Source organism: Gluconobacter potus (assembly GCF_015244705.1).
GTDB lineage: Bacteria > Pseudomonadota > Alphaproteobacteria > Acetobacterales > Acetobacteraceae > Gluconobacter > Gluconobacter potus.
The window spans coordinates 93,518-117,833 of record NZ_JABCQF010000006.1 but is presented as its reverse complement, the minus strand read 5'-3'; the positions used below and the strand labels follow the sequence as shown (position 1 = coordinate 117,833).

27 protein-coding genes are annotated in these 24,316 nt (G+C 59.7%); 25 read left to right on the top strand and 2 right to left on the bottom strand.

Annotated features, from left to right (window positions below):
* Window positions 1-140 precede the first annotated feature (140 nt).
* Together trpB and trpA are read left to right on the top strand one after the other, a co-directional pair.
* A complete protein-coding gene (trpB, locus tag HKD31_RS10565) occupies window positions 141-1,379 on the top strand; it encodes a tryptophan synthase subunit beta (RefSeq protein ID WP_194265019.1) in 1,239 nt (412 codons plus the stop codon).
* Complete coding sequence (gene trpA, locus HKD31_RS10560; protein ID WP_194265018.1) at window positions 1,376-2,188, top strand: tryptophan synthase subunit alpha; 813 nt, start codon at window positions 1,376-1,378, stop codon at window positions 2,186-2,188. The genes trpB and trpA overlap by 4 nt, the downstream gene beginning before the upstream one ends.
* A gap of 43 nt (window positions 2,189-2,231) precedes the next feature.
* Here the strand turns inward: trpA and HKD31_RS10555 are convergent, their stop codons facing one another.
* Window positions 2,232-2,798 carry an HdeD family acid-resistance protein gene (locus HKD31_RS10555; RefSeq protein WP_062496314.1) on the bottom strand — a complete coding sequence of 189 codons (567 nt, stop codon included), beginning with the start codon at window positions 2,796-2,798 and terminating at the stop codon, window positions 2,232-2,234.
* A gap of 273 nt (window positions 2,799-3,071) precedes the next feature.
* Here HKD31_RS10555 and accD point away from each other — a divergent pair, with 273 nt between their 5' ends.
* From accD to HKD31_RS10540, 3 genes are read left to right on the top strand one after another with little or no spacing between them, the layout of a single operon-like run.
* Window positions 3,072-3,941: an acetyl-CoA carboxylase, carboxyltransferase subunit beta gene (gene accD / locus HKD31_RS10550; protein WP_062496312.1), complete on the top strand. Its 870-nt coding sequence runs from the start codon at window positions 3,072-3,074 to the stop codon at window positions 3,939-3,941.
* The gene (locus tag HKD31_RS10545) at window positions 3,941-5,263 is read left to right on the top strand and encodes a bifunctional folylpolyglutamate synthase/dihydrofolate synthase (RefSeq protein ID WP_194265017.1); all 1,323 of its coding nucleotides are present in this window, start codon (window positions 3,941-3,943) and stop codon (window positions 5,261-5,263) included. The genes accD and HKD31_RS10545 overlap by 1 nt, the downstream gene beginning before the upstream one ends.
* Before the next feature lie 45 nt (window positions 5,264-5,308).
* Entirely contained in the window at window positions 5,309-6,823 is a 1,515-nt protein-coding gene (locus tag HKD31_RS10540) for a replicative DNA helicase (protein WP_062455970.1), read from the top strand.
* A 561-nt stretch (window positions 6,824-7,384) separates the two neighbouring features.
* Here the strand turns inward: HKD31_RS10540 and HKD31_RS10535 are convergent.
* Entirely contained in the window at window positions 7,385-7,693 is a 309-nt protein-coding gene (locus HKD31_RS10535) for a helix-turn-helix domain-containing protein (protein WP_011252760.1), read from the bottom strand.
* Between the two features lie 196 nt (window positions 7,694-7,889).
* Here HKD31_RS10535 and HKD31_RS10530 point away from each other — a divergent pair, with 196 nt between their 5' ends.
* From HKD31_RS10530 to HKD31_RS10435, 20 genes are all read left to right on the top strand, one after another.
* Window positions 7,890-8,195 (top strand): hypothetical protein, encoded by a 306-nt coding sequence (locus HKD31_RS10530; protein WP_062496308.1) that lies wholly within the window; start codon window positions 7,890-7,892, stop codon window positions 8,193-8,195.
* Complete coding sequence (locus HKD31_RS10525; RefSeq protein ID WP_194265016.1) at window positions 8,195-8,734, top strand: hypothetical protein; 540 nt, start codon at window positions 8,195-8,197, stop codon at window positions 8,732-8,734. The genes HKD31_RS10530 and HKD31_RS10525 overlap by 1 nt, the downstream gene beginning before the upstream one ends.
* Window positions 8,735-9,340: 606 nt before the next feature.
* Window positions 9,341-9,793: a hypothetical protein gene (locus HKD31_RS10520; RefSeq protein ID WP_194265015.1), complete on the top strand. Its 453-nt coding sequence runs from the start codon at window positions 9,341-9,343 to the stop codon at window positions 9,791-9,793.
* Window positions 9,777-11,090, top strand: coding sequence for a phage terminase large subunit (locus HKD31_RS10515; protein WP_194265014.1), 1,314 nt, complete (start codon window positions 9,777-9,779; stop codon window positions 11,088-11,090). Before HKD31_RS10520 ends, HKD31_RS10515 begins: the two co-directional genes overlap by 17 nt.
* A gap of 46 nt (window positions 11,091-11,136) precedes the next feature.
* A complete protein-coding gene (locus tag HKD31_RS10510) occupies window positions 11,137-12,555 on the top strand; it encodes a phage portal protein (protein ID WP_194265013.1) in 1,419 nt (472 codons plus the stop codon).
* Window positions 12,556-12,569: 14 nt separating this feature from the next.
* Complete coding sequence (locus HKD31_RS10505; RefSeq protein ID WP_228120525.1) at window positions 12,570-13,067, top strand: phage scaffolding protein; 498 nt, start codon at window positions 12,570-12,572, stop codon at window positions 13,065-13,067.
* Between the two features lie 71 nt (window positions 13,068-13,138).
* Entirely contained in the window at window positions 13,139-14,518 is a 1,380-nt protein-coding gene (locus tag HKD31_RS10500) for a DUF4043 domain-containing protein (RefSeq protein ID WP_194265012.1), read from the top strand.
* Between the two features lie 53 nt (window positions 14,519-14,571).
* On the top strand, window positions 14,572-14,973 hold the full coding sequence (locus HKD31_RS10495) for a hypothetical protein (RefSeq protein ID WP_194265011.1): 402 nt from the start codon (window positions 14,572-14,574) through the stop codon (window positions 14,971-14,973).
* A 10-nt stretch (window positions 14,974-14,983) separates the two neighbouring features.
* Window positions 14,984-15,583: a hypothetical protein gene (locus tag HKD31_RS10490; RefSeq protein WP_194265010.1), complete on the top strand. Its 600-nt coding sequence runs from the start codon at window positions 14,984-14,986 to the stop codon at window positions 15,581-15,583.
* 12 nt (window positions 15,584-15,595) lie between these two features.
* A complete protein-coding gene (locus HKD31_RS10485; protein WP_194265009.1) occupies window positions 15,596-16,579 on the top strand; it encodes a hypothetical protein in 984 nt (327 codons plus the stop codon).
* 96 nt (window positions 16,580-16,675) lie between these two features.
* Complete coding sequence (locus HKD31_RS10480) at window positions 16,676-18,163, top strand: phage tail sheath protein (protein WP_194265008.1); 1,488 nt, start codon at window positions 16,676-16,678, stop codon at window positions 18,161-18,163.
* Entirely contained in the window at window positions 18,164-18,589 is a 426-nt protein-coding gene (locus tag HKD31_RS10475; RefSeq protein ID WP_194265007.1) for a hypothetical protein, read from the top strand.
* A complete protein-coding gene (locus HKD31_RS10470) occupies window positions 18,586-18,903 on the top strand; it encodes a hypothetical protein (protein WP_194265006.1) in 318 nt (105 codons plus the stop codon). The genes HKD31_RS10475 and HKD31_RS10470 overlap by 4 nt, the downstream gene beginning before the upstream one ends.
* 665 nt (window positions 18,904-19,568) lie before the next feature.
* Window positions 19,569-19,784, top strand: coding sequence for a hypothetical protein (locus HKD31_RS10465; RefSeq protein ID WP_194265005.1), 216 nt, complete (start codon window positions 19,569-19,571; stop codon window positions 19,782-19,784).
* Between the two features lie 161 nt (window positions 19,785-19,945).
* Entirely contained in the window at window positions 19,946-20,860 is a 915-nt protein-coding gene (locus HKD31_RS10460; RefSeq protein WP_194265004.1) for a hypothetical protein, read from the top strand.
* A 4-nt stretch (window positions 20,861-20,864) separates the two neighbouring features.
* Window positions 20,865-21,077 carry a hypothetical protein gene (locus HKD31_RS10455; protein ID WP_228120517.1) on the top strand — a complete coding sequence of 71 codons (213 nt, stop codon included), beginning with the start codon at window positions 20,865-20,867 and terminating at the stop codon, window positions 21,075-21,077.
* Window positions 21,074-22,135 carry a hypothetical protein gene (locus HKD31_RS10450; RefSeq protein WP_194265003.1) on the top strand — a complete coding sequence of 354 codons (1,062 nt, stop codon included), beginning with the start codon at window positions 21,074-21,076 and terminating at the stop codon, window positions 22,133-22,135. Before HKD31_RS10455 ends, HKD31_RS10450 begins: the two co-directional genes overlap by 4 nt.
* Window positions 22,132-22,755 (top strand): baseplate assembly protein, encoded by a 624-nt coding sequence (locus HKD31_RS10445; RefSeq protein WP_194265002.1) that lies wholly within the window; start codon window positions 22,132-22,134, stop codon window positions 22,753-22,755. Before HKD31_RS10450 ends, HKD31_RS10445 begins: the two co-directional genes overlap by 4 nt.
* Window positions 22,752-23,111 carry a hypothetical protein gene (locus HKD31_RS10440; protein ID WP_062496276.1) on the top strand — a complete coding sequence of 120 codons (360 nt, stop codon included), beginning with the start codon at window positions 22,752-22,754 and terminating at the stop codon, window positions 23,109-23,111. The genes HKD31_RS10445 and HKD31_RS10440 overlap by 4 nt, the downstream gene beginning before the upstream one ends.
* Before the next feature lie 44 nt (window positions 23,112-23,155).
* Window positions 23,156-24,295, top strand: a complete 1,140-nt coding sequence (locus tag HKD31_RS10435; protein ID WP_194265001.1) for a baseplate J/gp47 family protein — start codon at window positions 23,156-23,158, stop codon at window positions 24,293-24,295.
* Window positions 24,296-24,316 lie beyond the last annotated feature (21 nt).

Sequence of the window (24,316 nt, the reverse complement as noted above, 5' to 3'; positions counted from 1 at the left end):
TCTCATGTCCTGACTGCCGCGGGATCGCAAGGTCCTGTCCCGGAATTGTTTCAGGAGACGTCGGAAATCAGCGAGGTGGATGGACGGCGCGGGCTGCCCTTGGTATCGCATTGGAGCCCTGAAGTGGAACCGAGTGCGGTATGACGAACACATCTTCTCCCCTGTCCTCTCCTTTGGTCAATTCCCTCCGTTCCGGTCCGGATGACCGGGGGCGGTTCGGGATTTTCGGTGGCCGCTTCGTTGCGGAAACGCTGATGCCGCTGCTGCTTGAGCTGGATGAGGCCTATCGCGCCACGCAGGCCGATCCGGAATTTCGCAAGGAGCTGGATTATTACCTGAAGGATTATGTCGGTCGTCCGAGCCCGCTGTGGTTTGCGCAGCATCTGACGGAAGAGCTTGGGGGGGCGAAGGTCTACTTCAAGCGTGAAGAGCTGAACCATACCGGTTCGCACAAGCTCAACAACGTCATGGGCCAGATTCTTGTTGCCCGACGGATGGGCAAGACGCGGATTGTTGCGGAGACCGGCGCAGGGCAGCACGGTGTGGCAACGGCGACGGTCTGTGCGCTTTTCGGGCTGAAATGCACGATTTACATGGGCGCGACTGATGTCGAGCGTCAGAAGCCCAATGTGTTCCGCATGCATCTGCTGGGCGCGGAAGTGAAGCCGGTGACGGCCGGGGCGGGGACGCTCAAGGATGCGATGAACGAGGCGATGCGCGACTGGGTGGCCAATGTCTCCGACACGTATTTCCTTGTCGGTACGGTCGCGGGGCCTCATCCGTATCCGGAGATGGTTCGTGATTTCCAGTCCGTCATCGGGGTTGAGGTCAAGGAGCAGATTACCCAGGCCGAGGGGCGTCTGCCGGATGTGATCGTGGCGGCCATCGGGGGCGGCTCGAATGCGATGGGGATTTTCCATCCGTTCCTCGATGATGCATCCGTCAGGCTGATCGGTGTCGAGGCGGCGGGGCATGGGCTGGATTCCGGGAAGACGGCGGCGTCCATTTCCCGTGGTCGGCCGGGTGTGCTGCATGGCAACCGGACGTATCTGCTTCAGGACAAGCACGGACAGATCGAGGAGGCTCATTCGATCAGTGCGGGGCTGGATTACCCAGGGATCGGGCCGGAGCATTCCTGGCTGAATGATATCGGGCGGGCCGAATATGTCGGGGTGACGGATGAGGAGGCGCTTGAGGCGTTCCAGGTCTGCACGCGGTCGGAGGGCATCATTCCGGCGCTCGAATGTGCGCATGGGCTGGCGCATGTCATGAAGATTGCGCCCGCGATGGCGAAGGACCAGATCATTGTCCTGAATGTCTCCGGTCGTGGGGACAAGGATATCTTTACTGTGGCGCATCATCTGGGAGTGAAGCTGTGAGCCGTATCCAGACACGTTTTGCCGCCCTGAAGAAGGAAGGGCGTGGCGCCCTGATTCCGTATCTTCAGGCCTGTGACCCGGATTATGATACTTCGCTGGAACTGCTACGGGCGATGCCGGCGGCGGGGGCGGATCTGATCGAGATCGGGGTGCCGTTTTCCGATCCGTCCGCGGATGGGCCAACGATTCAGGCGGCAGCACTTCGTGGGCTGAAGGCCGGGGCGACGTTGGGGCGTGTGCTGGAGATGGTCCGGGCGTTCCGTGAGACCGACAATGAAACGCCGATCGTGCTGATGGGGTATCTGAACCCGATCGACAGCTATGGTCCGGCCGAGTTCTGCTTTGATGCGGCTCAGGCGGGTGTGGACGGGATCATCGTCGTCGACATGCCGACCGAGGAAGCGGATCTGCTGGATGCGCATGCGCGGGAAGCGGGCCTCGATATCATCTCGCTGGTGGCGCCGACGACGTCGAACTCCCGTCTGTTCCACGTCCTGCGGGACGCAAGCGGGTTCGTCTATTATGTGAGCATTACCGGGATTACCGGGACGAACAGTGCGAGTGCGGCGGATCTGGAGAAGGCGCTCCCGCGGATCCGGGAGGCGACCAGCCTGCCGGTGGCCATCGGGTTCGGGATTTCCACGCCGGAGCAGGCGCGGACGGCGTCGCGGATCGGGGATGCGGCTGTTGTGGCTTCGGCTTTGATCAAAACCATGGCCGGCACGCTTGAGGATGGCCGGGCGACGGAGCGGACCGTCCCGTCCGTTCTGAAGCAGCTTGAAGGTCTGGCGGCGGCCGTCCGGGCCTGATTTCTGATGTCCCGGCAGGCTGGTGCCTGCCGGGACAGGGTACTCAGACGCCGTTGCTGCGCAGGGACAGTCCGAAGAGGACGGTTGCGACGCCGGCCATCAGCAGTTCCACGGCGATGAACATGCCGATCAGCCACAGGCCGGACCAGGGCAGTGTCATGTAGAGCATGATGCCGATGATCAGCGTGACAAGTCCGCTGATGGCGAGAGCGAGCCAGCTTCTGTTGTTGCGGTGGCCGCCAGCCCAGAAGGTGCGGGCGAGACCTGCGAAGATCAGGCAACCTGCGAGGATGGCGGTCAGGAAGATCGAGCCGGTTGCGGGCTCTTCGATCAGGAGCAGTCCGCCGAAAATATAGAGGCCGCCGATCAGTCCGGAAAGCCACTGGTTCGGGACGGGCAGGCCGCGATGGGCGAAGCTCTGCATGACCTGGGCGACGCCGCCGATGATCATCAGGACGCCGAGGATGACCATGCTGGTCAGGGTGGTGGCGACTGTATCCAGGGCGGCCAGGATGCCGAGAATGATCAGGAAAGCTCCGAAACCGATGAACCAGCCGGGCTTGAGGCCTTGTGGGCTGGGGAAGCGGATGGTGTTGAAACTGTCGGACATGGTCTTCTCCGTTCAGGAACGTGGTCTGTCGGGCTGGCTCTTTTCGGGAAAGGGGCCGGATCCCGGACATGACGTCCGCTGTGATGGGTCGTGTTGGGGAAGATGGCATGATTTGTGATGCAGGCGGGAGAGATAAGACGGGCCCGCTGATGGTTGGGCTGGCATATTTGGCCTCCGGGCGTTAAAACGCGCCAGAGAATGCAGCCCTTCGCCGGGCTTTAACCCCCCATTCCGTCCTTTGTCCTGAAGGCGGGCAGAAAGTAACGAGACGACATGAGCTGGATGACCGACTACGTCCGACCCAAGCTGCGTGGCCTGCTTCAGCGGGACGTGCCGGACAATCTGTGGACCAACTGCGAATCCTGCGGGCAGATGATGCTCACCAAGGAGCTGGAGCGGTCCGAGAAGGTCTGTCCGCATTGCGGGCACCACATGCGGGCTACGGCGAAGGAGCGTCTGGGCTGGACGTTCGACGGGGGGGAATACACCACCATCGAGTTGCCGAAGATGCCGGTCGATCCGCTGGGGTTCAAGGATTCCAAGCGTTATACGGATCGTCTGAAGGATGCGCGGAACAAGTCGCATCTTGATGAGGCACTGGTCGTTGCTCATGGCATGATCAAGGGACAGAAGGCCGTGGTTGCCGTCATGGCGCCCGAGTTCCTGCTGGGGACGATGGGCGCTGCGCTGGGCGAGGCTTTCGTGGCCGCCTGCCGTCTGGCTGTTCTGCAGAAGGCGCCGCTGGTGGTTTATACGGCTTCGGGTGGGGCGCGGATGCAGGAAGGCGTTGTCAGCCTGATGCAGATGCCGCGGACGACGATCGGTGTGCAGATGCTCCAGGAAGCGGGTCTGCCTTATGTTGTCGTGTTCACGAACCCGACGACGGGCGGTGTCTCGGCGTCCTTTGCGATGCTGGGTGATGTGCATATCGCCGAGCCCAATGCGCTGATCGCATTCGCGGGGCCGCGCGTCATTCAGGATACCGTCCGTGAGAAGCTGCCGGAAGGCTTTCAGCGTTCGGAGTATCTGCGTGAGCACGGCATGGTCGATATCGTGGCCAAGCGCTCCGAGCTTCCGGAACTTCTGGGGCGGATTCTGGGCATCATGATGCGCCAGAAAACCGTTTCCGACGCGGCAGCCTGATGACTGCGGAGCGTGGGGCGCCGGTTCGGTTGTCCGGCGAATATCAGGGACGGCCGGGTGCCGTTCTTGCGCGGTTGCAGGAGCTTTATCCGGCGCTGATTGATCTTTCGCTGGGGCGGCTTGAGGCGCTTCTGGCGAAGCTGGGCAATCCCGAGCGTCATCTGCCGCCAGTCATTCATGTGGCCGGGACGAACGGCAAGGGTAGCACCTGCGCCAATCTGCGGGCGATTGCCGAGGCGGGTGGTCTGCGCGTTCATGTCATGAGCAGCCCGCATCTGGTGAGCGTGACCGAGCGCTTCCGGCTGGCGGGGCGGCTTGTGGATGAGGATGTTCTGGTTGCTGCGCTCGAAAAGGTCGAGCAGGTAAATGCGGGTGCTCCGATTACGGTTTTCGAAGTTCTGACGGCGGCGGGTTTTTTGCTTTTTTCGCAGGTTCCTGCGGATCTGGTCGTTCTGGAAGTCGGGCTTGGGGGGCGGCTGGATGCGACCAATGTCGTGCCGAAGCCTGCGGCCTGCGTGATTACGCCGGTCAGTCTGGATCATGAGGCGTTTCTGGGCAGTACGGTTGCGGCCATTGCCGGGGAGAAGGCCGGGATCATCAAGGAGGGTGTACCGGTTGTTTCGGCGGCCCAGATACCGGAGGCGCTGGATGTCATTCGTCGCCGGGCCTCAGAGCTGAATGCGCCGCTTCGGGTGATCGGGCAGGATGTTGTCTTTACCGAGCGCGCCGATGGTCTGGAATATCGCGATGCGGATGGCGTGCTCTCACTGCCTCTGCCCGCTCTGAAAGGGCAGCATCAGGCCGGGAATGCGGCGCTGGCTGTGGCGGCATTACGGGTTTCGGGGCTGGGTCTGCCGGTTTCGGCTTATCAGGGTATTTCCAGGACTTTCTGGCCTGCGCGGTTGCAGAAACTGGATGGTACGCTGGCGCAGATGCTTCCTGCCGGATGGGAACTCTATCTGGATGGTGGTCACAATCCGGATGCCGGGCAGGTGCTGGGAACGGTTCTGGATGGCTGGAAAGACCGGCCTGTCCATGTGATTGCCGGTGTGAAGCAGACCAAGGATGCGTCAGGGTTTCTCAAGCCGATTGTTGAGCGGGCGGCTTCGGTTCAGGCGGTGGCGGAGCCGGGGCAGCATCTGGCGATGCCGGTCGAAGAGATCATTGCAGCTTCGGGGGGGCGGGCGATTGCTGGTCCGACTGTCAGGGAAGCTCTGGAGCGTCTGGTCGCTGAAGGGGGGGCGCCTGCACGCGTGTTGATCTGTGGCAGTCTTTATCTGGCGGGTGTGGTTCTGGCCGAGGATGGCTGGGTCGCGAGGTAATCCGTTTCTGGTCGCGATGCAGGATGGTAGAAGGGCAGCGTGAACATGATCGAATCGCATTCCTCTCCGACCGTTTCTGATGCTTCCTCGAACGATGGAGATCTGGGTGTCCTGCTGAGGCGCAGCCCGCCGTCCAGCACGGCCGCCGAGCAGGCGCTTCTGGGCGCCATTCTGACCAACAACAAGGCGTATGAGCGGGTTTCGGACTTTCTGGAACCGGCTCATTTTTCCGATCCGCTCAATGGACGGATCTACGAGGCCATTGCCCGGCGGATCGAGCGCGGGCAGTTGGCCGATCCCGTGACCATGCGGGCGGAGTTCGAGCATACCGGTGTTCTGGATGCTGCGGGCGGCCCGGCCTATCTGGCCAAGCTGCTGACGGCGATGGTGGGTATCGTCAATGCGGGTGATTATGGGCGGGTGATCCATGATGCCTGGGTGCGCCGGCAGCTGATCGATATTGGTGAAACTGTCGTTAACAATGCCTTTGGAGCGCGGCCTGATCTGGATGGTTCCGATCAGATTGCGGCGTCTGAAGAAGCATTGTTCAAGCTGGCGACGGAGCGGGGCCAGGAAGGCGGGTTCGTCTCGTTTACCAAAGCCCTGACGGAAGCGGTCAGTGTTGCGACCAAGGCCTATCAGCGGACCGGAGACGTGGTCGGTCTGACGTCGGGTTTGCGGGACTTCGACAAGCGGACGGGTGGTTTGCATCCTTCCGACCTGATTATCCTTGCCGGCCGTCCTGCCATGGGCAAGACGGCGCTCGCGACCAAGATCGCGTTCTCTGCAGCGCGCTCGATCCTGCGGGATGCCGAGGACAGCGGCGAGAAGCCAAAGGGATCGGTTGCGATTTTCTCGCTGGAAATGTCATCCGAGCAGCTGGCGACCCGTATTCTTTCGGGTGAGGCCGAAGTTTCGGGTGAGAAGATCCGTCGTGGTGATATCGGGCAGAAGGAATTTGACCGGTTTGTCCGGGTTGCCCGCGAGCTGCAGCGACTGCCGCTCTATATCGACGATACGCCGGCGATTTCCCTGTCTGCCATGCGGACGCGGTGCCGCCGCCTGGCGCGGACGCAGGGGCTGAGCCTGGTGGTGGTGGATTATCTGCAGCTGATGCGGCCGGCCATCGGGACGAAGCCTGACAGTCGTGTTCTGGAAATTTCGATGATTACGCAGGGGCTCAAGGCGATTGCGAAAGAGCTTTCCGTGCCCGTGATTGCATTGTCCCAGCTCTCGCGTCAGGTGGAATCGCGTGAGGATAAGCGGCCGATGCTGTCGGATCTGCGCGAATCGGGTTCGATCGAGCAGGATGCGGATGCGGTCATGTTCGTTTATCGCGACGAATATTACCTGCAGCAGCGTCAGCCCAAGGACAGTGCCTACGACAGCAATGACAAGTTCCAGGCTGCTACAGAAGAGTGGCAGCGCAAGATGGCTCTCGTGCACAACAAAGCAGAGTTGATTCTTGAGAAGCAGCGGCATGGCCCTACCGGAATGATCCAGCTGTATTTCGAAGGGGAATATACCCGGTTCGGAGATCTGGACGTTATTCACGAGTAGCTCTGCGGACAGGGCGAGTACTTTGAATGATGCGGATATCCCTCCGGCGATCCTGTCTGAGGGATAGAGCTGCCCAGCGGTTCTGATCGTGAAAAATCGTCGGGATTTTTTTCGGAAAAGCGTCCGCGTGGGCGGGTATGGAATGTCTCGATAATTGAATCAGTACTTCAAAAGTACAGATTTCATTAAAATATACAGTCAGAAAAAAGCTGTAATATGAAACTCTTCAGCGTGATTTCTCTGTGAAACGCGGTTGAAGGTGCCTATCCGCCGTGCCGAATTGTGGCTGCAATGCGAAAAACTGGCGACAGCCAAAATCTGTCTTAATGGCTTAAAGCCATATTTGTTCCTTGACCCAATGGCACAGTGCCATTAATTTATCGTTAATCGGTGGTTGCCATGGGGGCGATCAACGGGAAAGGAAGGGAACCGGTCAATGAATTCAGGCACTCTGATGACCGGGGATGTTTCTGATTTGTTCATTCCATCGATGAGGCGAGCTTATCGTGTCGTATCGAATGGGGGGCGCCTGAATGCGTACGGAAACCAGTGAAACAGTCACTAATGGATCTCCTCATCTGGTCTCTTGGGCGGATCAGGTGTGTCGGAAGATGTGTTTCTGTCCGTGTTCGGAGCCATGTCTTGCCGCTGGAGCACCAGTTCTGGGTGCAGGGCAGCCAGCCGCAGGGCCAGTTCTTCGTCGGTACGACCGTTCAGGACGCCTTTCAGAAGAAAATCTGTCGAGACGCGCAGGCGGTTCGACAGGGCCGCAATGAGGAAGACGCTGGGCGCGCGGTCACCGCGTTCGATCTTGTTGAGGGTCGAAGCGTCAACGCCTAGCAGGCGGGCGCATTCGCTCTGATTGGGCATGACGAGTTCACGAGCCCAGGAAATGCGAGTTCCGATGGCTCGTTGGAGTGCAGTCAGAGAGTCCGGGCGCTTGTGTTTGGCCATGAGGCCTTTTTAGCAATGGCTTTATGCCAAATCCAGAAGAAGTTTTTTTTATCACACACTATGGCATTTTGCCAAAGTTGGTAACAGTTCTGTACTGGTGAAGGATGTTGAGATGAGGCAGGTCAAGTCAGGTTCCGCACCCCGGCGGGTGTCCGCAAGTGCTCTCGCCGCCATGCTGGCGTCCGATGGTTGGCTACCTGAGCAGGGAAGTGCACGCAAGGGGCGGGGACGTTCTGCGAGGAAAACATCTGAGGCGTCGGCTTCACGTGTGCGGACGGTGACGGACCGGGAGACGGCCGAGGCATTGCCGGCGGGTCATCCTGTAAGCTGGAATGCGCTGTGGGGTGCGGATCTGGTGCCGGTCTTTCCGGGATTGCAGCCGATGGGTGGCCGTGAAGCCGGATTGGAGATCAATTGATGTTCGAGATGGTGCGGGAAATACCGGTTGTTGCTGCGGGACTGTCTGATGGTGTGGTCAGGCCGACTGGGGAGCGGTACCGCCATTCGGAGATCCGTGAGGTTGGAAATACGTTCCGGGTCGTAAATGCGGTGCAGTCCATGTATGACGCCGGCGATATCGGGGACGATGAACTGGCTGCTGCGGATCGCTGGTATCGCGAATATGTCTTTGCCTCTCTGGGTGTGGTGGAAAATTCGCCTTCTGATGGTCGTGTCAGGGAGCGGGGAGACATTCACACCTGGATGATGGGCCGCGGACAGTGTTCTGCGCGGATTACGCAGATTCGGGACATGCTGGGGCTGTGTGCGCATGTTCGTCTCGAGATGCTCCTGGCGCGGGAGATGTCGTTTTCGGCCATGGCGCGGCATCTCTATCCGGCTCTGTCGGAAGGACGTGCGCGGATGAAGGTGTCGGCTCAGTGCGCGCTGCTTCTGGAGCAGCTGGCGCATGTTTATGAAACGCTGTCCAAAAAGAAAAACAGGAAAAAATCTTGTTAACGATAAATTATCGCTTGCTATTTGAACGCGGTTTTGATATAAAAAACGCATACTGAAGAATTACGACATGAAAATCTGAAGCCGGCCTCTCGCGAGAGGCCGGCTTTTATTTTGGAAGTTTCCTGATTTATGGAAAAGTGTGAAATTTCTTCTGGTAGCGTTGTGTTGTCTGGCAGGCAGACATTCATTGTTCTTCAGAAAAATGCAGGTTCATTTGCCGGGTGTCCCCTCGTTTATGAAGGCGAGCCGGTTCATCGGGCGGATGTTGTTCTGGAATGGTACGAACTGGTGGATGCAGGCCTTTCCCGCCTGGATGTCCGGTGCAGGTCCATTCCCTGTCAGCGGTCGGTTCTTTCCGCCCGGGTGATTGGACGGATCGCGCCGGAAACCCTCTCCCGTGTGGCGGTACGGGCCGGGCGTGAACAGACGCAGCGCAATGTGGAAACCTTGGCGCGAAAGGGGGCGGGTCCGAGGGATCGGCCACGGCACAGGCCGGTTCGGGCTGTCTGGCTCGAGGGTGGCATGATGATGAGCCGCAGGGAGGCTTCGCTGAGAGCCGTCTGACGGTTGGTTCTCAGGGCGATCTGGGGAAAAAGGTTGAAGCAGATGGATGAAGACGTATCTGGTAAATGTTCTTTGCGACGGGAACAGTCTTGGGAACGGAAGAAAAGATTTCTCGAACATCTGTCTGTGAGTGGAAATATTTCTGAAGCCGGGCGTGTCGCTGAGGTCCGGCGCAGTACGTTATATCTCTGGAAAGATACGGATAAGGAATTTTCTTCCCGGTGGGAGGAGGCTCTGGAAGAGGCTGCGGATGCTCTTGAAGCGGAAGCGCGTCGACGCGCCGTGGAAGGATATGACGAGCCTATTACCTATGCGGGGCGAGTTGTCTGCGATCCGGATACGGGCAATCCCATTGTTCGCAAACGCTATAGCGACGGATTGATGGCGTTTCTGCTTCGTGCGCATCGCCCATCCCGTTTCAGGGCGGGTATGGAGTCCGAGGGACGTTCGGGGACGATTTCGATCAATATCAGTAGTGATGACAGCGCCCTTTAGGCTGAATGATTCGCAGCGTGAGGCGGTGCGGCTGCTTGGTGGGCCGGCAAGACATATTCTTCTGAGAGGCGGGTCGCGGTCGGGGAAGACCTTTGTTCTGGTTCGGGCCGTTGTGATCAGGGCGCTGAAGGCTCCGGACAGTCGGCATGGCATTTTTCGCCATCGACTGACTGCGCTGAAGGCGTCTGTTCTGCGGGATACGTTTCCGAAGGTCATGCGGATGTGTTTTCCGCAGGTCGGATGGAAGCTGGACCGGCAGGACTGTGTCGTGACGTTCCCGAATGGATCGACGATCTTTTTCGGGGGGCTGGATGACGAGCAGCGGACCGAGAAGATCCTCGGTCTGGAATTTGCGACGGTTTATCTGAACGAGGCCAGCCAGATCAGTTATGGTGCGCGGAACATGCTTCTGACGCGTCTGGCGCAGAAGACGGGTCTTGCGGTCAAGGAATATATCGATGCCAACCCGCCGAGCATGGGGCACTGGCTCTATGCGCTTTTCGAAAGCGGGATCGAGCCCAAATCGGGGGAACCGGTCGGGGACAGGTCGCTTTATGCGACGATGATCCTCAATCCGCAGGCCAACCGGGATAATCTGAGCGAGGATTATCTCGCCAGCCTTGAAGCGCTCCCTGAGCGGGAAAAGCGGCGGTTTCTGTATGGTGAATATCAATCGGTTGTTGAAGGCGCGCTGTGGCGGCTGGAGATGTTCCGGCGCGAGGCGGCGATTACGTCGCAGAGCCGGGCGGATGTGGCGGCTCGGATGCGGCGTATTCTGGTGTCTGTTGATCCTTCGGGGGCGGCGGGACCGGAAGATTACAGGTCCGACGAGATCGGAATTGTGGTCTGTGGCGTTGATGCGGCTGGTGTGGGGCATGTTCTGGAAGATCTGTCTGCCAGGGATAGCCCGGCGGGTTGGGCTGCCAGGGCCTTGCGGGCATTTGATGAATGGGGTGCTGAACGCATTGTTGCGGAGCGGAACTTCGGCGGGGCTCTGGTAGAGGGCACGATCCGGAGTGTGCGGGCGCATGCCTCGGTCAAGCTGGTGACGGCGGCGCGGGGCAAGGCGGCGCGCGCAGAGCCGGTTGCAGCGCTCTATGAGGTTGGCAGGGTTGTTCATCATGGCCGCTTTACGGCTCTGGAGGATCAGCTCTGTCATTTCTCGGTCAGCGGGTATCGCGGGCCACGGTCTCCGGATCGGGCGGATGCGATGGTCTGGGGGCTGAGTGAACTGATGCTGGCCGGAAGTGGCGGCATGACGGGCTGGGGTCCGTCTGGATTTTCGCTGGCGCGTTGAACCGACCGTTCGGGTCGGGATCGCGGCCTGAAACAATGGAGAACACATGGACTGGTTGTCCCTGCAACAGCGTTACGCTGTTCCCGCGGGTGCGTCCGCGCGGACGGCGCGGCTGCTGGCGCTCAAGCGTGTTCTGGACGGGACGCAGTATGATGCGCTGCCGCATCCGTTCTCGATGGAGAAGTCGGGGGCGGGGGAATACATCCCGCTGTCGAGCCGGCGTCCTTCGGTGCGGACAAATCTGTGTCGGACGGTGGTGGATGAGTCGGTTTCGCTGCTGTTCGGGGATACGCACTGGCCGGGTCTGGTGACGGATGATGCGCGGGTGGCGCATGCCCTGAGCGCGTTCGCGTCGCAGACCCGGCTGGCGTCACTTCTTATGGAAGCGGCGCGACTGGGTTCGGTGGGGTCGGTTGCGATCCTGTTCGAGGTCTCGGCCGGGGTTCCGAAACTCTCAGTTCTGGAGACGGCGTATCTGACGCCGTTCTGGGATGATGCGACGGGGGTACTGCTTCGGGTCGAGGAGCGGTTTCTGGTCCGGGGGCGGGATCTGGCGGCGCAGGGCTATCCGATTGCGGATGAGCTTCTGGGGGCGCAGTTCTGGTGGCAGCGGATCTGGACGCCGCTGGATTGTGCGGTGTCCGTGCCCTGGCTGGTGGGAATGGATGGCGGGGTTCGGGACGAGAGCCGCTCCGTCCGGCATGGGCTGGGGTTCGTGCCCATCGTGTGGATACGCAATCTGGGTGGGCCTTGTGGGCGTGATCCGGAAGGTGAGTGCACGTTCGAGCGGGCCATCGATACGGTGATCGAGGCGGATTATCTGCTGTCACAGGCAGGTCGGGGGCTGAAATACGGGTCTGATCCGACGCTGGTGCTGAAGACGGGTGGCTTTTCCGACGGTGTGGCGCATCAGGGTGGGGCGGCTTCGGCGCTGACGCTGCCGCCGGAAGGTGATGCCAAGCTTCTGGAAATCAACGGGAATGCGGCAGGGGCGGTGCTCGATCATTATCGGGAGCTGCGTCTGGTGGTACTTGAGCAGCTGCATGGCAACCGGGCGCATGGCGACCGGGTTGGTGGTGCGCAGTCGGGCAAGGCCATGGAGATGATGTGTCAGCCGCTGATCTGGCTGGTGGATCGTCTGCGGCATTCTTACGGAGAGGGAGCACTGCTCTCGATTTACCGGATGGCGTGCCGGTTTTCCTGTGTTCTGGAAAACGGGCTGCGGATCGGGGGAACGCTGGTCAAGGACCTGCCGTACTGCCGCATGAGCCTGCGGTGGCCGGCATGGTTTCCGTCTACCGATCCAGAGCTGCTGTCGTTGACGCAGGGTCTGGTGACGGCGGTTTCCAATGGAATTCTGAGCCGCGAGACGGCGGTTCGGATGTTTGCGATGGCATCGGGAAATTCTGATCCGAATACGGAATGGAAAATGCTGGAGCAGTGGTGTGCTTCTGAACAAGCATGAGTGTTGACGGGGGAATGATGTCCGGAACTGATGACACCATTGAGGATGTGGAGGCTCTGCGTCGGGCGCTGAATGAAGCGCGGAGCGAGGTTGAGGCGGTTCGTCAGGAAATGACGGATGTTGTGATGCGGCAGGAGACGCTTCAGCGCAGTCATGAGGAAGCGCTGGCCCGGGTGCGGCAGGACAGTGACCGGGAAGTCATTGTGGCGGCGCTTCGGGCAGAGGCGATCCGCAATGGTGCGCATAATCCTGATGATGTCGTGCGGCTGATTGATCTGGAAGGGATCAATCGGGGCGATGATGGCTCCGTGGTTGGTGTGGCCGAGGCTTTGCAGCAGGCGCGTCAGGAGCGGGCCTATCTGTTCGGCGAGGTGCTGCGGCCCGGATATTCGAGCGGAACCACCGTCGGGCAGGTAGCGCCACGCCCGGGCGGGATCGAACCGTTCAATGCGCGCGCCGTCAGCGAGGCGGATTATGAAGCGCGCAAATGGCAGTTTCTGGCCCAGGGCTGAAGGCCCGGGACGATATTTGACCGGGCCTGATGGCAGGCCGGGTTCAGAAAACACATTTACGGAAAAAACACATGAGCATTGATAATTTTCCTGTTCAGCTTCAGGCCGCCATTCAGCAGGGTTTTCTGGCCCGCGAATTCGAGAATGGTCTGAAATCCCGACTGGGTTTCCGGCAGGTTGCCGATCGTGAAGTGTTCCCGAATGCCATCGGTGAGACGCTGACGAAAACCCGCAAAAGCCTCAAGGCTCCGGTGACGACGCCGCTGAACCCGACGGGCAATACGAATTTCGATAATGGTCTGAGCCCCTCCGGCTGGTCGATCGAGCAGTATACGCTGTCCATCAACCAGTATGGCGATACGATCGACCTGAACATGGTCACGAGTGGCGTGGGGATTGCGTCGCAGTTCCTGGCCAATGCCAACACCAATGGTGTGCAGGCCATGCAGTCTCTGGACCGTCTGGCACGCAATACGCTGTTTGGAGGTGCGCAGAATGGTGTGGGTGGCTATCTGGGCGGCAATACGCGTGTGACGGCAACGCTGGGCAGTGCTGGCGACACCATTGCTGTGGACGATATTCGCGGTTTCCAGTCCGTGATCGTGAATGGTCAGGTGACGCCGATCAGCGCGACCAATGGTATGACCGTGACGGTGGGCGGGGATGTTTACACCCTTGTCAGTGTGACGGCGGATGCGACGAATGTGTCCACAGCGCCGGGCGGTGTTTCGGGTCAGATGACGTTCTCGGCGTCCGTATCGGTTGCGGATGGGACGGAAGGTCAGGCGGTTGTGGCCTCCACGGCGCCGCTGGTGATCCGTCCGAACGGGCGTCTGACAACGGCGGCACTGCAGACGGCAAGCTCGAGTGGTCTGGCGGATACGCTGGGCATCCAACAGGTTCTGGCCGGTGTGGCGACGCTGCGGCGTAACAACGTGCCGATGATCAATGGTGCATATCACTGTTACCTGGATGATCTGCAGCTTCTTTCGCTGTTTCGCGATCCGGATTTCAAGCATCTGTACCGTGGTGCTTATGGTTCGGAAGAGTATCGTTCCGGTCAGGTGATAGAGCTTCTGGGTGTGCGGTTCATCCCGACGACGGAAGCGCCGCAGCAGGCGTCTCTGGGTTCCGGTTCCATTCATCGTGCGCTGCTGCTGGGGCAGGGTGCGCTGATTGAGGGTGACTGCGCGCTGACGGGTCATTCCGATATTCCGGATTCCGAGCGTGCGCTGATCGAGATGGTGGACAGTGTGGCGATGGTCACGCGTGAGCCGCTGGATCGTTTGCGCCAGATCATTGCGCAGTCCTGGTACTGGATTGGCGGTTTTGCGCTGCCGACGGACGTGACGGCCGACATGACCGTTATTCCGACAGCCACGAACAGCTATCTCAAGCGTGGTGTCGTGATCGAGAGCCTTGGCACGGATGCGCTTGGTCTGACGTTCTGAGGTTTTCCGGCCCCTGTCTGTAGGGCGGGGGCCTCTCTTGCGGGGAGAATGACATGTCCGGAACGGTTGGTTTATCGACGGATATTCTCTCGGAAGGAGAGAAAATGGATATCCGTCGGTTCTGTGGTTATCCCGCGATCGGGGCGCGGGAAGGTAATCAGGAATCCTGGCGTTTCTTTCAGGTGGAAGGGGCACTGGAATGGCGGATGAACTGTCTGTCCGGGGCTGAGCTTCAGCAGATCCGGCTTTATCTGTCGCAGCTTTATCCGCTGGAAAACGCGATTACGGCGGCGTCAGACAATCTGGATACGGCGCGGGCTGCGGGCTGGTACCACAATGGCCGGGAAGTGCAGGACCGGGTGATGCTGTTCACGCTGTGGCGGCGGCGTCTGTGTGCGTTTCTGGGCGTGACGGGTGGTCTGGAATTGCAGGACGGCCGGGCGATCGTGGTTTGAGGAGGGCTGTGTGCAGCAGGCAATGATCGCGGCCAGGCTCTCCAGAGGGTATGCGAAGGCGGCGGCCGTTCTGGGGGCTTTGGGGGAACAATATCGTCCTTCGGGCGGTCTGTCGCCGATGGAAACCCTTTATGCGCAGCCTATGCTGGCTTTTGACGTCGATGCCGGCTTTTCGTTTGCACGGCCGATCGGGTGGGGGATTCCGACGGAATATGTCCTGACGGATCGGCGGGATGATACGCAGGTTGCCGATATTCTTGTAGCAAACGGGCGGACCTATTTTGTCGCGTCCGTGGAGCCTCTGCGGCCGCCTTTATGTGTGGTGTGCAGCCGGACCGTGACAGTCAGCGGGGTTACGGGAACGGTGGAGACGCTGGTCTCGGATTGTCCGGCGGCCGTTATCATGCGGGCGAAAGGGGAGTCTTCGGGCAGTGGGATTCCGGGCGCGACGCGTCCGGGACAGTCCGTGATGTATCTTCCGCTTCTGCCCGGGGTGGTGCTGACGCCTTATATGACGGTCACGACTGATCTGGGCACAACTTATACGGTTAATGCGGTGGAAACTTCCGGGTTCGGGATCCGGTGTACCATGTCGCTTCAGCAGGTCTGAGGGAGGATAAGAATGACGGATGCCTCCAGGGTCGGGCTGGCGTTGGCCTATAACTGTGCGCAGGTCCTTTATCCGGAGGGTCTTTCGGGAGCTTCGGTGACGGGACGGCAGGTGGTGCTGCGGCGGGGGTGGCTGTTGCCGAGCGATCTTTTTGCGGCGCAGAATATCCGCAACAACATCGATTTCGTCACGGTCACCATGGCGCCCCGGAAAATGCCGGAATGGGCGGAACCTCTGGGGCGGCCCTGGCGGGTGCAGCAGAAGGTTGAGTCTACGGTTGGGGTTGTCGTTGCGGATGGGACGGTTGAAATCGTCTTTTCCGGGACATTCACGCCTGCGGGTGTGGTGGCGGTCTGGCTGGATGACATGCCGCATGGAGGTGCGCCTTCTGCGGCTTATGCGGTGACGGCGCAGGATACGCCAGCGACGGTTGCGGCGGCTCTGGCGGCGGCGTTGACGGATGGTGTGGCGAGCGGGGTGACGGTCCGTGTGCCGGGTCGGGTTCTGAACGGTCATGCTGGTGGGTATGGGCAGTCGGTTCGGGTGACGCGGCGGCAGGCGCAGCTTTATCGGGTTTCGATCTGGACTGCGGATGCGACGGCGCGGGAGACGCTGGCGTCCGTTCTGGATACGGCGCTGGCGGAGCAGAGCTGGATCAGCACTTTGGATGGGCGGGAGGCTCAGCTCCGGTTCCAGAGCGTGGACGATGTCGACACGATGCAGAACGAGGCGCTGTATCGGCGGGATTATTTCTATGAGCTGGTTTTTGACACCCTTCAGGTGCAGTGGGCTTCCGAAATGCTGTGCGGCATCGGGAACCTCTCTGGAGAGGGCGGGGCAGCGATGTCTTTCGGGGAGCTGGCTCCCGGGGGAGCGAACCAGACGGTAACGGCGGCTCTGGACGCCATGCAGGCGGTGGTGGCGGCACAAGCTGCTGCTACGGCCTATCCGGGGCTGGGGGTTGATCAGTTCGGGACAGTGGTCGCTGCTGCCTGACGCAGAAGCTGAATCAAAGCGCTGAAATTTCATCAGGAAAGCGGGTGGCTTCTGTCGGAAGCGCCCGCTTTCTGCATTTTGGAGAGCGATCCGGGGATGTCTCTGGTCTATCAGGCGGGAACGCTGAATACCACGGCACTGACCGTGCCAAATCTTTATGTGCAGATCGCCCAGCCGCAGACGCTGGCCCTGGCGGGAGCATCGTCTTCGCAGTTGGGCATTGTGGGCACTGCGGGCTGGGGTCCTGTGGGGATGCCACTGCCGATCGGGGGCATGAGCGACTATGTCGCGGCGTTCGGCGCCAAGCAGAACAAAACGACAGATGCAGGTCTGGCGGTCAATATCGCCGTGATGCAGGAAGCATCGTCTTTTGTTGTCGTCCGGGTGACGGACGGGACGGATGTGGCGGCATCCGGCACGCTGGATGGCGTGACGATCCAGGCTGTTCATACGGGTAGCGTGGGTAATGGTATCGTGGCGGCCGTGACGGCTACGGGTTCTGGATATGCGCTTGCGGTCACGCATGCGGATCTGGGGGCGGCGACCTATGCGGGGGCGGACTGGTCTGCCATTGCAGCGGCAGTGGCGCAGGATCTGAATGCGCTGGTGAAGGTTGTGCTTCCGGAGACGGTTCCGGCTGTGGCAGCAGCGAGTGTGACGCTTTCGGGCGGTACGGATGGTGGTGTGCCGACGACGGCTCAGTTCATCGGGCAGGACAGTACGGTGCGGACCGGTATGTATGCGCTGCGCGGGCAGGGCTGTGCGGTGGCGCTGCTGCATGGTGTCACGGACAGCACGTCCTATACGGCGCAGGCGGCTTTCGGGACGTCCGAAGGGGTCTATATGATCGCTGTCGGGCTGGCTTCCGATACGGTGACGAATGCGATTGCAGTCAAGGCTGCGAGTGGGCTGGATGCGGCGTCGGTCAAGCTGATGTTCGGTGACTGGCTGTGGTGGAATGATGATACCAACGGCATGATGCTGGTCAGCCCGCAGGCATTTGCAGGGGGCAGGCTGGCCGCTCTTTCGCCGGAGCAGTCCAGTCTGAACAAGGCGCTGTCGGGGATCGTGGGGAGCCAGAAGGCGGGTCTGACGGGCAGCAGTGCGACCTATTCCACGGCTGAACTGTCAGTGCTGTTTACGGCCGGGATTGATGTGATCTGCAATCCGGCGCCGGGTGGCACTTACTGGGCGGTGCGCTGTGGGCATAATTCGTCCAGCAAGAGCACCATGAATGGCGACAATTATACGCGCCTGACGAACTATATTGCGTCTTCGCTTGCGGGTGGCATGGGCGCTTATGTCGGTGAGGTGATCAACGACACGCTGTTCAGCGATATCCGTTCGACGCTTCTGGGTTTTCTGTCGTCGCTGCTGTCGCAGGGGATCCTGGGCGTTCAGAATGGTGAGCTGCCTTACAGTGTGGTCTGTGATTCGAGCAATAACCCGCAGTCCCGCACGGCGCTGGGCTATGTGCAGGCGGATGTGGCGGTTCGCTACCAGGGCATCAACGAGAAATTCATCGTCAATCTGCAGGGTGGTGCGTCTGTCACCGTGTCCTCTGCATCGGGGAGTGTCGGCTAAATGGCAAATCCATACAGCATTGGCCGGGATTGCCGGATTACCGTTCTGTGGAATGGTCAGCGCGTCGATCTGAGGGATGTCACGTCTTTCAGTGCGGCCCAGGAAACGCAGGCCCTGCGCGCAAATCCGCTGAACGGGGTGCCGCTGGAGTTCAATGTTCCCAATGGCTGGCGGGGGGCATTCCAGATTGCCCGCGCCAATGCGGCACTGGATAATCTGGTGGCTGCTGTCGAAGCCGCATACTGGAATGCAGGGACGGTCGGCAGCGGGACGATCTATCAGTACGTCACCGAACCGGATGGCACGACCAGTACCTGGGAATTCAGCAATGTTTCCATGCAGATGAAGAGTGACCCCTGGCAGGCGGATCACATGATCCATCAGACGGTTCAGTTTTTTGCTTCTACGAGGACGAAGATTTCGTGAGTGATTTTCCGCAGGAAGTTGTTCTGTCCGACAACCGCCGTCTGACGCTGCGCGAGATTGATCCGGCAGATATGCTGGATCTGATCGAGGCGGCTGGCAGTGCGATCAATGGCGCGTCGGCATCCGCATGGCTCGGTTATGCGGAAATGATCTGTTCGGTGACGGCCATTGATGGTGTGCCGGTTCAGATGCCGCAGACCAAGGATGAAATACGCGATCTGGCCCGTCGGATCGGCAAGGCCGGAATTGCTGCGCTGACGCCGCTTTTCGAGCGTGATGCGGATGAGGATCTTCGGGACGTCGCAAAAAACTGAGCCGGCACTCCGGGTTCCAGGAGATGCTTTATCTGCTGGATCACGGCGTGCCGTGGGATGTTTTGCGAGGATGGTCGAGAGCGCGGCGTCTGGCCGCGTGTGTCATTACCGGAGAGCGGGAAGGGCACTGTTTTGACTGGGATATGATGGGTTATCGGGGAGAGATATGATGCGGGAGCACATCTGGCGGTCTCTTCTCTCGGTCAGGACGTTTTTTGCAGCTTCTTCCAGAGGGTTGGCGTGGGTGCATCGGTCGTTTCCGGTTGCGGCTGTGCCACGGTTGAAAAAACAGGCTGGGATCGTGCCGTCGTGCATCAGGGAGCCTCTGGTTTCCGGAAGGATGCTGCGGGGTGGCGGCTTTCGAAGAAGAGAGGGCATCCAGGAGATTGCGCCTGTTTGTAAATCGGGTGGAGTATTTCATTCGGTGTTGTTTCCCGTGCGGGAAAAACAGCGGGTGGTGCGGATCCTGCGACCATGTCTTCCTTTGAAGCCTTTTTCCGTTGTTGCAGAAAAAGCGGGAATACGTGCGGCTTTGCACGAGATGACTGCTTTTCCGAAACGGTGGGAGCGATTGGATGCAAAATCGGGGCGGACTGTGGGGGCACGGAAACTGGCTGCTGCTGATGTCGGGCGAGCGGTGGCATTCCCGGGTCGGGGGGGAATGATTGAGCGCGCATTGCCTGTCAGGCGCATCAGGCATGGTGCGGCGGGTGTGTCTCCTGTCGTTCGCCGGGCAGTACTGGCGGATGAAGGTTCGGCCTGCATTCCGCCAGTGCGGAAACAGACTGTGCACGCGCCATCATCTGAAGGAGCTGGACGAGGACATGATGCGCTTCCAGCCTTTCCAGCGCTCCGGAATTATCACGATAGGAACACTGTGAATGGTGAGGCGCATCACGAAATGAGGTGTGATGATTTCTCGTTCGGCAATCGCAGGTCCCGTCTGGCGGCGCGACGTTCTGGCGGGGGCGTGGATGAAATCATGCAACCTCAGTATCCGGGTCGAAGTATCGGATTTTTCTGACAGAGGAGATGTTCCCCGATGGGTATTGGTCTTTCCGACATCGAAAATGCCATTGGTGCCGTGGGGCGGCTGGGATCATCATCTCCTGTCATACTGGGAAATCTGGTTCTGACGGGAATTGAAGTTCCCGATACGCTTCAGGTTGGCGGTCGGCAGATGCTGGTTGTGCATCGTCTTCCGGGGGGGGGGCGTGTTGTTGATGCGCTCGGCAACGATCCCGGGCGACTGGAGCTGAAAGGGCGCTTTCTTGGTCCGGATGCGCAGATGCGGGCGCAGGCGGTGGAACGCATGCGGATGGCCGGGCAGCAGGTTGCTTTTTCGGCTGCGGGGCTTTCCGTTCAAGTCTGGATTGCCCAGTTTCATTACGTTTACCAGGCAAAAGGCGCTGTCTGTTCCTATACGCTGATTCTTGAGCGACCACAGGAAACGACGGCTGTACAGACTTCCGGTACTTTGTCCGGAGTGCTGGGAGATGATGTCGGGAATGCTCTCGACAGTTTTTCCAGTGTGGTTTCGGATGTTTCCGAAGGGGTCTTTACGGCGGTGGGACAGGTGTCTTCGGTTGTCGGGCAGGTCATGCCGCTGGCGACGCTTGTCGGTGCCGGGGGTTTTGCCTCGAAGGTGACGGATGCTCTGGGGACGGTCAACGGCGAGGCGCAGAGTGGTATGAATCTCGCTACGGTGCCTTCCGCGCTGACCTCTGTTGCCGGGGGGCTGGAAAATGCGGGGAGTGGGTTGCAGTCCATTCTGACCGGAGCCGGGCAGAATGTTGAAGCCATTCAGCCGGTCAACAGTGTTTCACTGAACGCTTTGGGACAGAACGCGGCGCTTTTGAGCGCTGCGGCCGATGCGGGCAGTCTGGTGAATCGCTCTGCGGCGAATGTTGCTGTGGCGCAGGGGCAATCGACGTCTCTGCCGTCCGTTTTCGCATGAGGACATGATGCAGGATATTATTGTCAGCGCTGCGGATATTTCGTTGTTTCATGTGGCCGCGCGTGAGCTGGGGAATGCTTCTCAATGGTGGAGGATTGCGCAGGTCAACGGGATGACGGATCCGGATCTGGGATGGATTTTCGAAACTGTCGTGCTCAAGGTGCCGGCAGTCGAGAGTGATCTGGTATCGGGTTTGCCTGACGGGGTTTTGGAATGAGCGTCAGAAACCTGGAAGTCCAGGTTCTTTTTGATGGGCAGGTTGATCCGGTTCTGGCGCTTCTGCAGTTCGAGATTGATGCGAACCGCTATGAAGCCTGTGATGTCGCATCGCTGCGTTTTGCCGTCAGGGATCAGGCGCAGCAGGCTTTGTGGTTTGAGACGGAGCAACCCGCCCGGAAGTGGGTGATCCTCCAGATGCGGGATACGCAGAGCGTTTTGTCTTCGTGGACTACGCTGTTTGAGGGCCGGATCGACCATATTGAATATGCGGCCGAGCATGCTGTTCTGGAAATGGAATGCCGGGATGCGCTGGCGGCTCTGATGGATCTGCGGATTCAGGATGCGTGGCTCAACCATACCCAGCAGGAATTGCTGGAAATCATGGCGCAGGCTGCGGGGCTGGATGCGGCGATTGCGCTCCCCTCTGATCAGGCTACGCTTATGGCGGGTCAGTTCTGGCAGATCGAGCATAAGCGCGGTGCTCTCATGGGGCAGCATCGTTTTCAGACGGCGGCGGATCTTGCGTTCACGATTGCCCGGGATTCCTTTTGCGACCTTTACGCTAGTGGAACATCTCTTGTCTGCCAGCCACTGGGTTCCTCGTCCGATACGGGTGTGCAGGTTACAGACATGCGGAACGCGGTTCTTGAAACCAGTGTTGCGCGGGATCTGCAGCTTCTGTCTGGTGTGGTTGTGCACATGGCATCGTGGGATTCTCGTCAGAGAAGTACGACGCAGATTTATTATGATGGCGTTTCATTCTCTCAGGACGCCCCTTCCGGAAACGCCAGTATCCATACCTTTCGTGTTCCCGGACGGCGGCTGGACGAGTTGCAAAGGCTGGCGCGTGGCAAGCATGCACGTATTGCGGCGCATGCGTTGTCTGTGCGGATCAGGATCCCGGGTGTGCCGGGTATTGCGCCAAGAAACTACATGACTGTCGTAACGGGAAATGGAGAAAAGACGCTGGGGATTGATCAGGTGATCTCCCGGTTTTCCGTGGAGCAGGGATTTGTGCAGCAGGTTGTTCTGAGGGATCGCGGAGGTGGGACATGAGTGATGCCCGTTTTGATGCCGCTGCCCTTCAAGGCAGGACGGCGCATACGATGTTTGGAATCGTCTCAGCCGTCGATCCTGTCAATCATGCCGTAAAGGTCCGGATCCAGCCTGAAAATGTGGAAACGGGCTGGATTCCGGATGCTGGCGGGGTGCATGCGGGAGATCTGCGGATTGCGTGTCCGTCTTCTCCTGGAACGCATGTTGTTCTTCAGCCTGTTGAGGGGGACGGAGAGCATCTTGTTGTGACGGGGGGTGTGTTTGACACGGTGGTGATGGCGCCTGTGTCTCCCCTGACCGGAGCCGTTGCGCAGCCTGGAGAACTGCTTGTCAAAGGGGGGTGTGGTCGTCCGCCAGTATCCTCGTCAGACGCTTCCGGGGCGACGTCTTCGGAAGCGGGCTGGCTGCATGTCGGGTCTGCTGGTGTGGCGGCGGGTGCGGGAAATGCACGGATTGTTCTGAAGGACGGTGGCATCAGTTTTTCTGTCGGTGGGACAAACATGACCCTGACATCTGCCGGGTTAACGGTTTCGGGGGGGGATGTGCGTACGGATCAGCATTCGCTGAATGAGCATGTCCATCTGCTGGGAAGCCAGAAAACGGAAGGACCGCTTGGATGATCGCTCTTTCACATGTTTTCGGGAACGATTTGGTTCTGAACTCCGGCACGCTTCAGACGGTCTCTGGCACGGAGCTGACGAGGCAGAGTCTGTTGAGGCGTTTGCTGACTGTTCCCGGGGATTATATCTGGCAGCTGGATTATGGGGTGGGGCTGCCACTCATGGTCGGTCAGGTCATTGCACCGGAAGCGATGGAATCTGTCATCCGGGCGCAGGTTCAGGCAGATGCCGGGGTGGATTCATCGCAGGCCGTGACAGTGACTGTGACGGATGAGGGCGGGGGTGTCTGCAGATGCGACGTGTTTTATGTCGATGCAGCATCCGGTCAGCAGCAGAGCCTGTCTTTTTCCTACTGAAATGATGAGAGCGGCACAGTATTGAACCGCTCCAAGAGGATGCGATGTCTCTCTCCTTACGTTCCTTTTCCACGACTGTTTCGGCTGCAGTGACAACGGCGCAGGCCTCATGTTCCCAACTGCTGGACGTTTCCATCGGATCGCCTGTGCGGGCGCTTATGGAAGGTGTCGGCGGTGTGGGATTGTGGTTGCAGTATCTGGTATTGCAGTCGCTGTTGCGGACCCGTCTTGCGACGTCGACGGGGGCGGACTGTGACAGTTTCGTCAATGATTTTGGCATGACCCGTCTGCCGGGAACGCCGGCGACAGGGCTTGTGACGTTTACGTCCTTTATGGCCAGCGAGCAGTCGGCTGTTGTTCCGCCCGGAGTGATTGTGCGCACTGTGGGAGGAATATCCTTTGTCGTGACGCAGGATCAGTCCTTGCCGACATGGTCCGCATCTGCTGGCGGATATGTGCGGGCGGCAGGTGTGACGACGCTGTCGGTGCCTGTTTCATGCCAAGAGGCGGGAGCGGCCGGAAATGTCTCGGTCGGTGCGATCTGCCTGATGGGAACGGCGGTCTCGGGGTTGGATACCGTGACGAATACGGCGCCTTTCCTGAATGGCTCCGACCAAGAGACGGATAGTCAGTTGAGGGCGCGTTTTCCGCTCTGGCTGGCGGCAAAGGCGTCTGCCAGTCGGGCCGCAGTGGGGAATGCCATTGCCAATGTCCAGACGGATCTGAGTTATTCGCTCCGGGATGGTCTCGATGCGGCGGGTGTTGCGCGGAGCGGATACTTTACGGCTGTGGTCAATGACGGAAGTGGGGTGCCTTCGGATCAGCTGCTGTCGAATGTCTATGAAGTCATTGATTCTGTTCGGGCCCTTGGGGTCGGGTTTGGTGTGCAGGCCCCACAGGTTCTGACGGTGGATGTTTCCATGGATGTTGTGGTGCCGTCTTCCGTTTCGGTTCAGGAGGCAGAAAGCGCCATTCAGTCTGTCATGTCGAAAGATATTGCCGCGATGACCGTGGGGGCCGGATATCCGTACAGCCGTCTCTCCTACCTGGCCTATGCGGGGGCGGGGATCTCCGTGACGTCGGTTCTGAATGTCCGTCTCAATGGAGGGCAGGCTGATATTCCTGCCAACGGCAATCAGGCGCTCGTGGTTGGAAGCATTCAGATCAATGTCACCCAGGGCTGAGGATCCGGAATCTGGATCCAT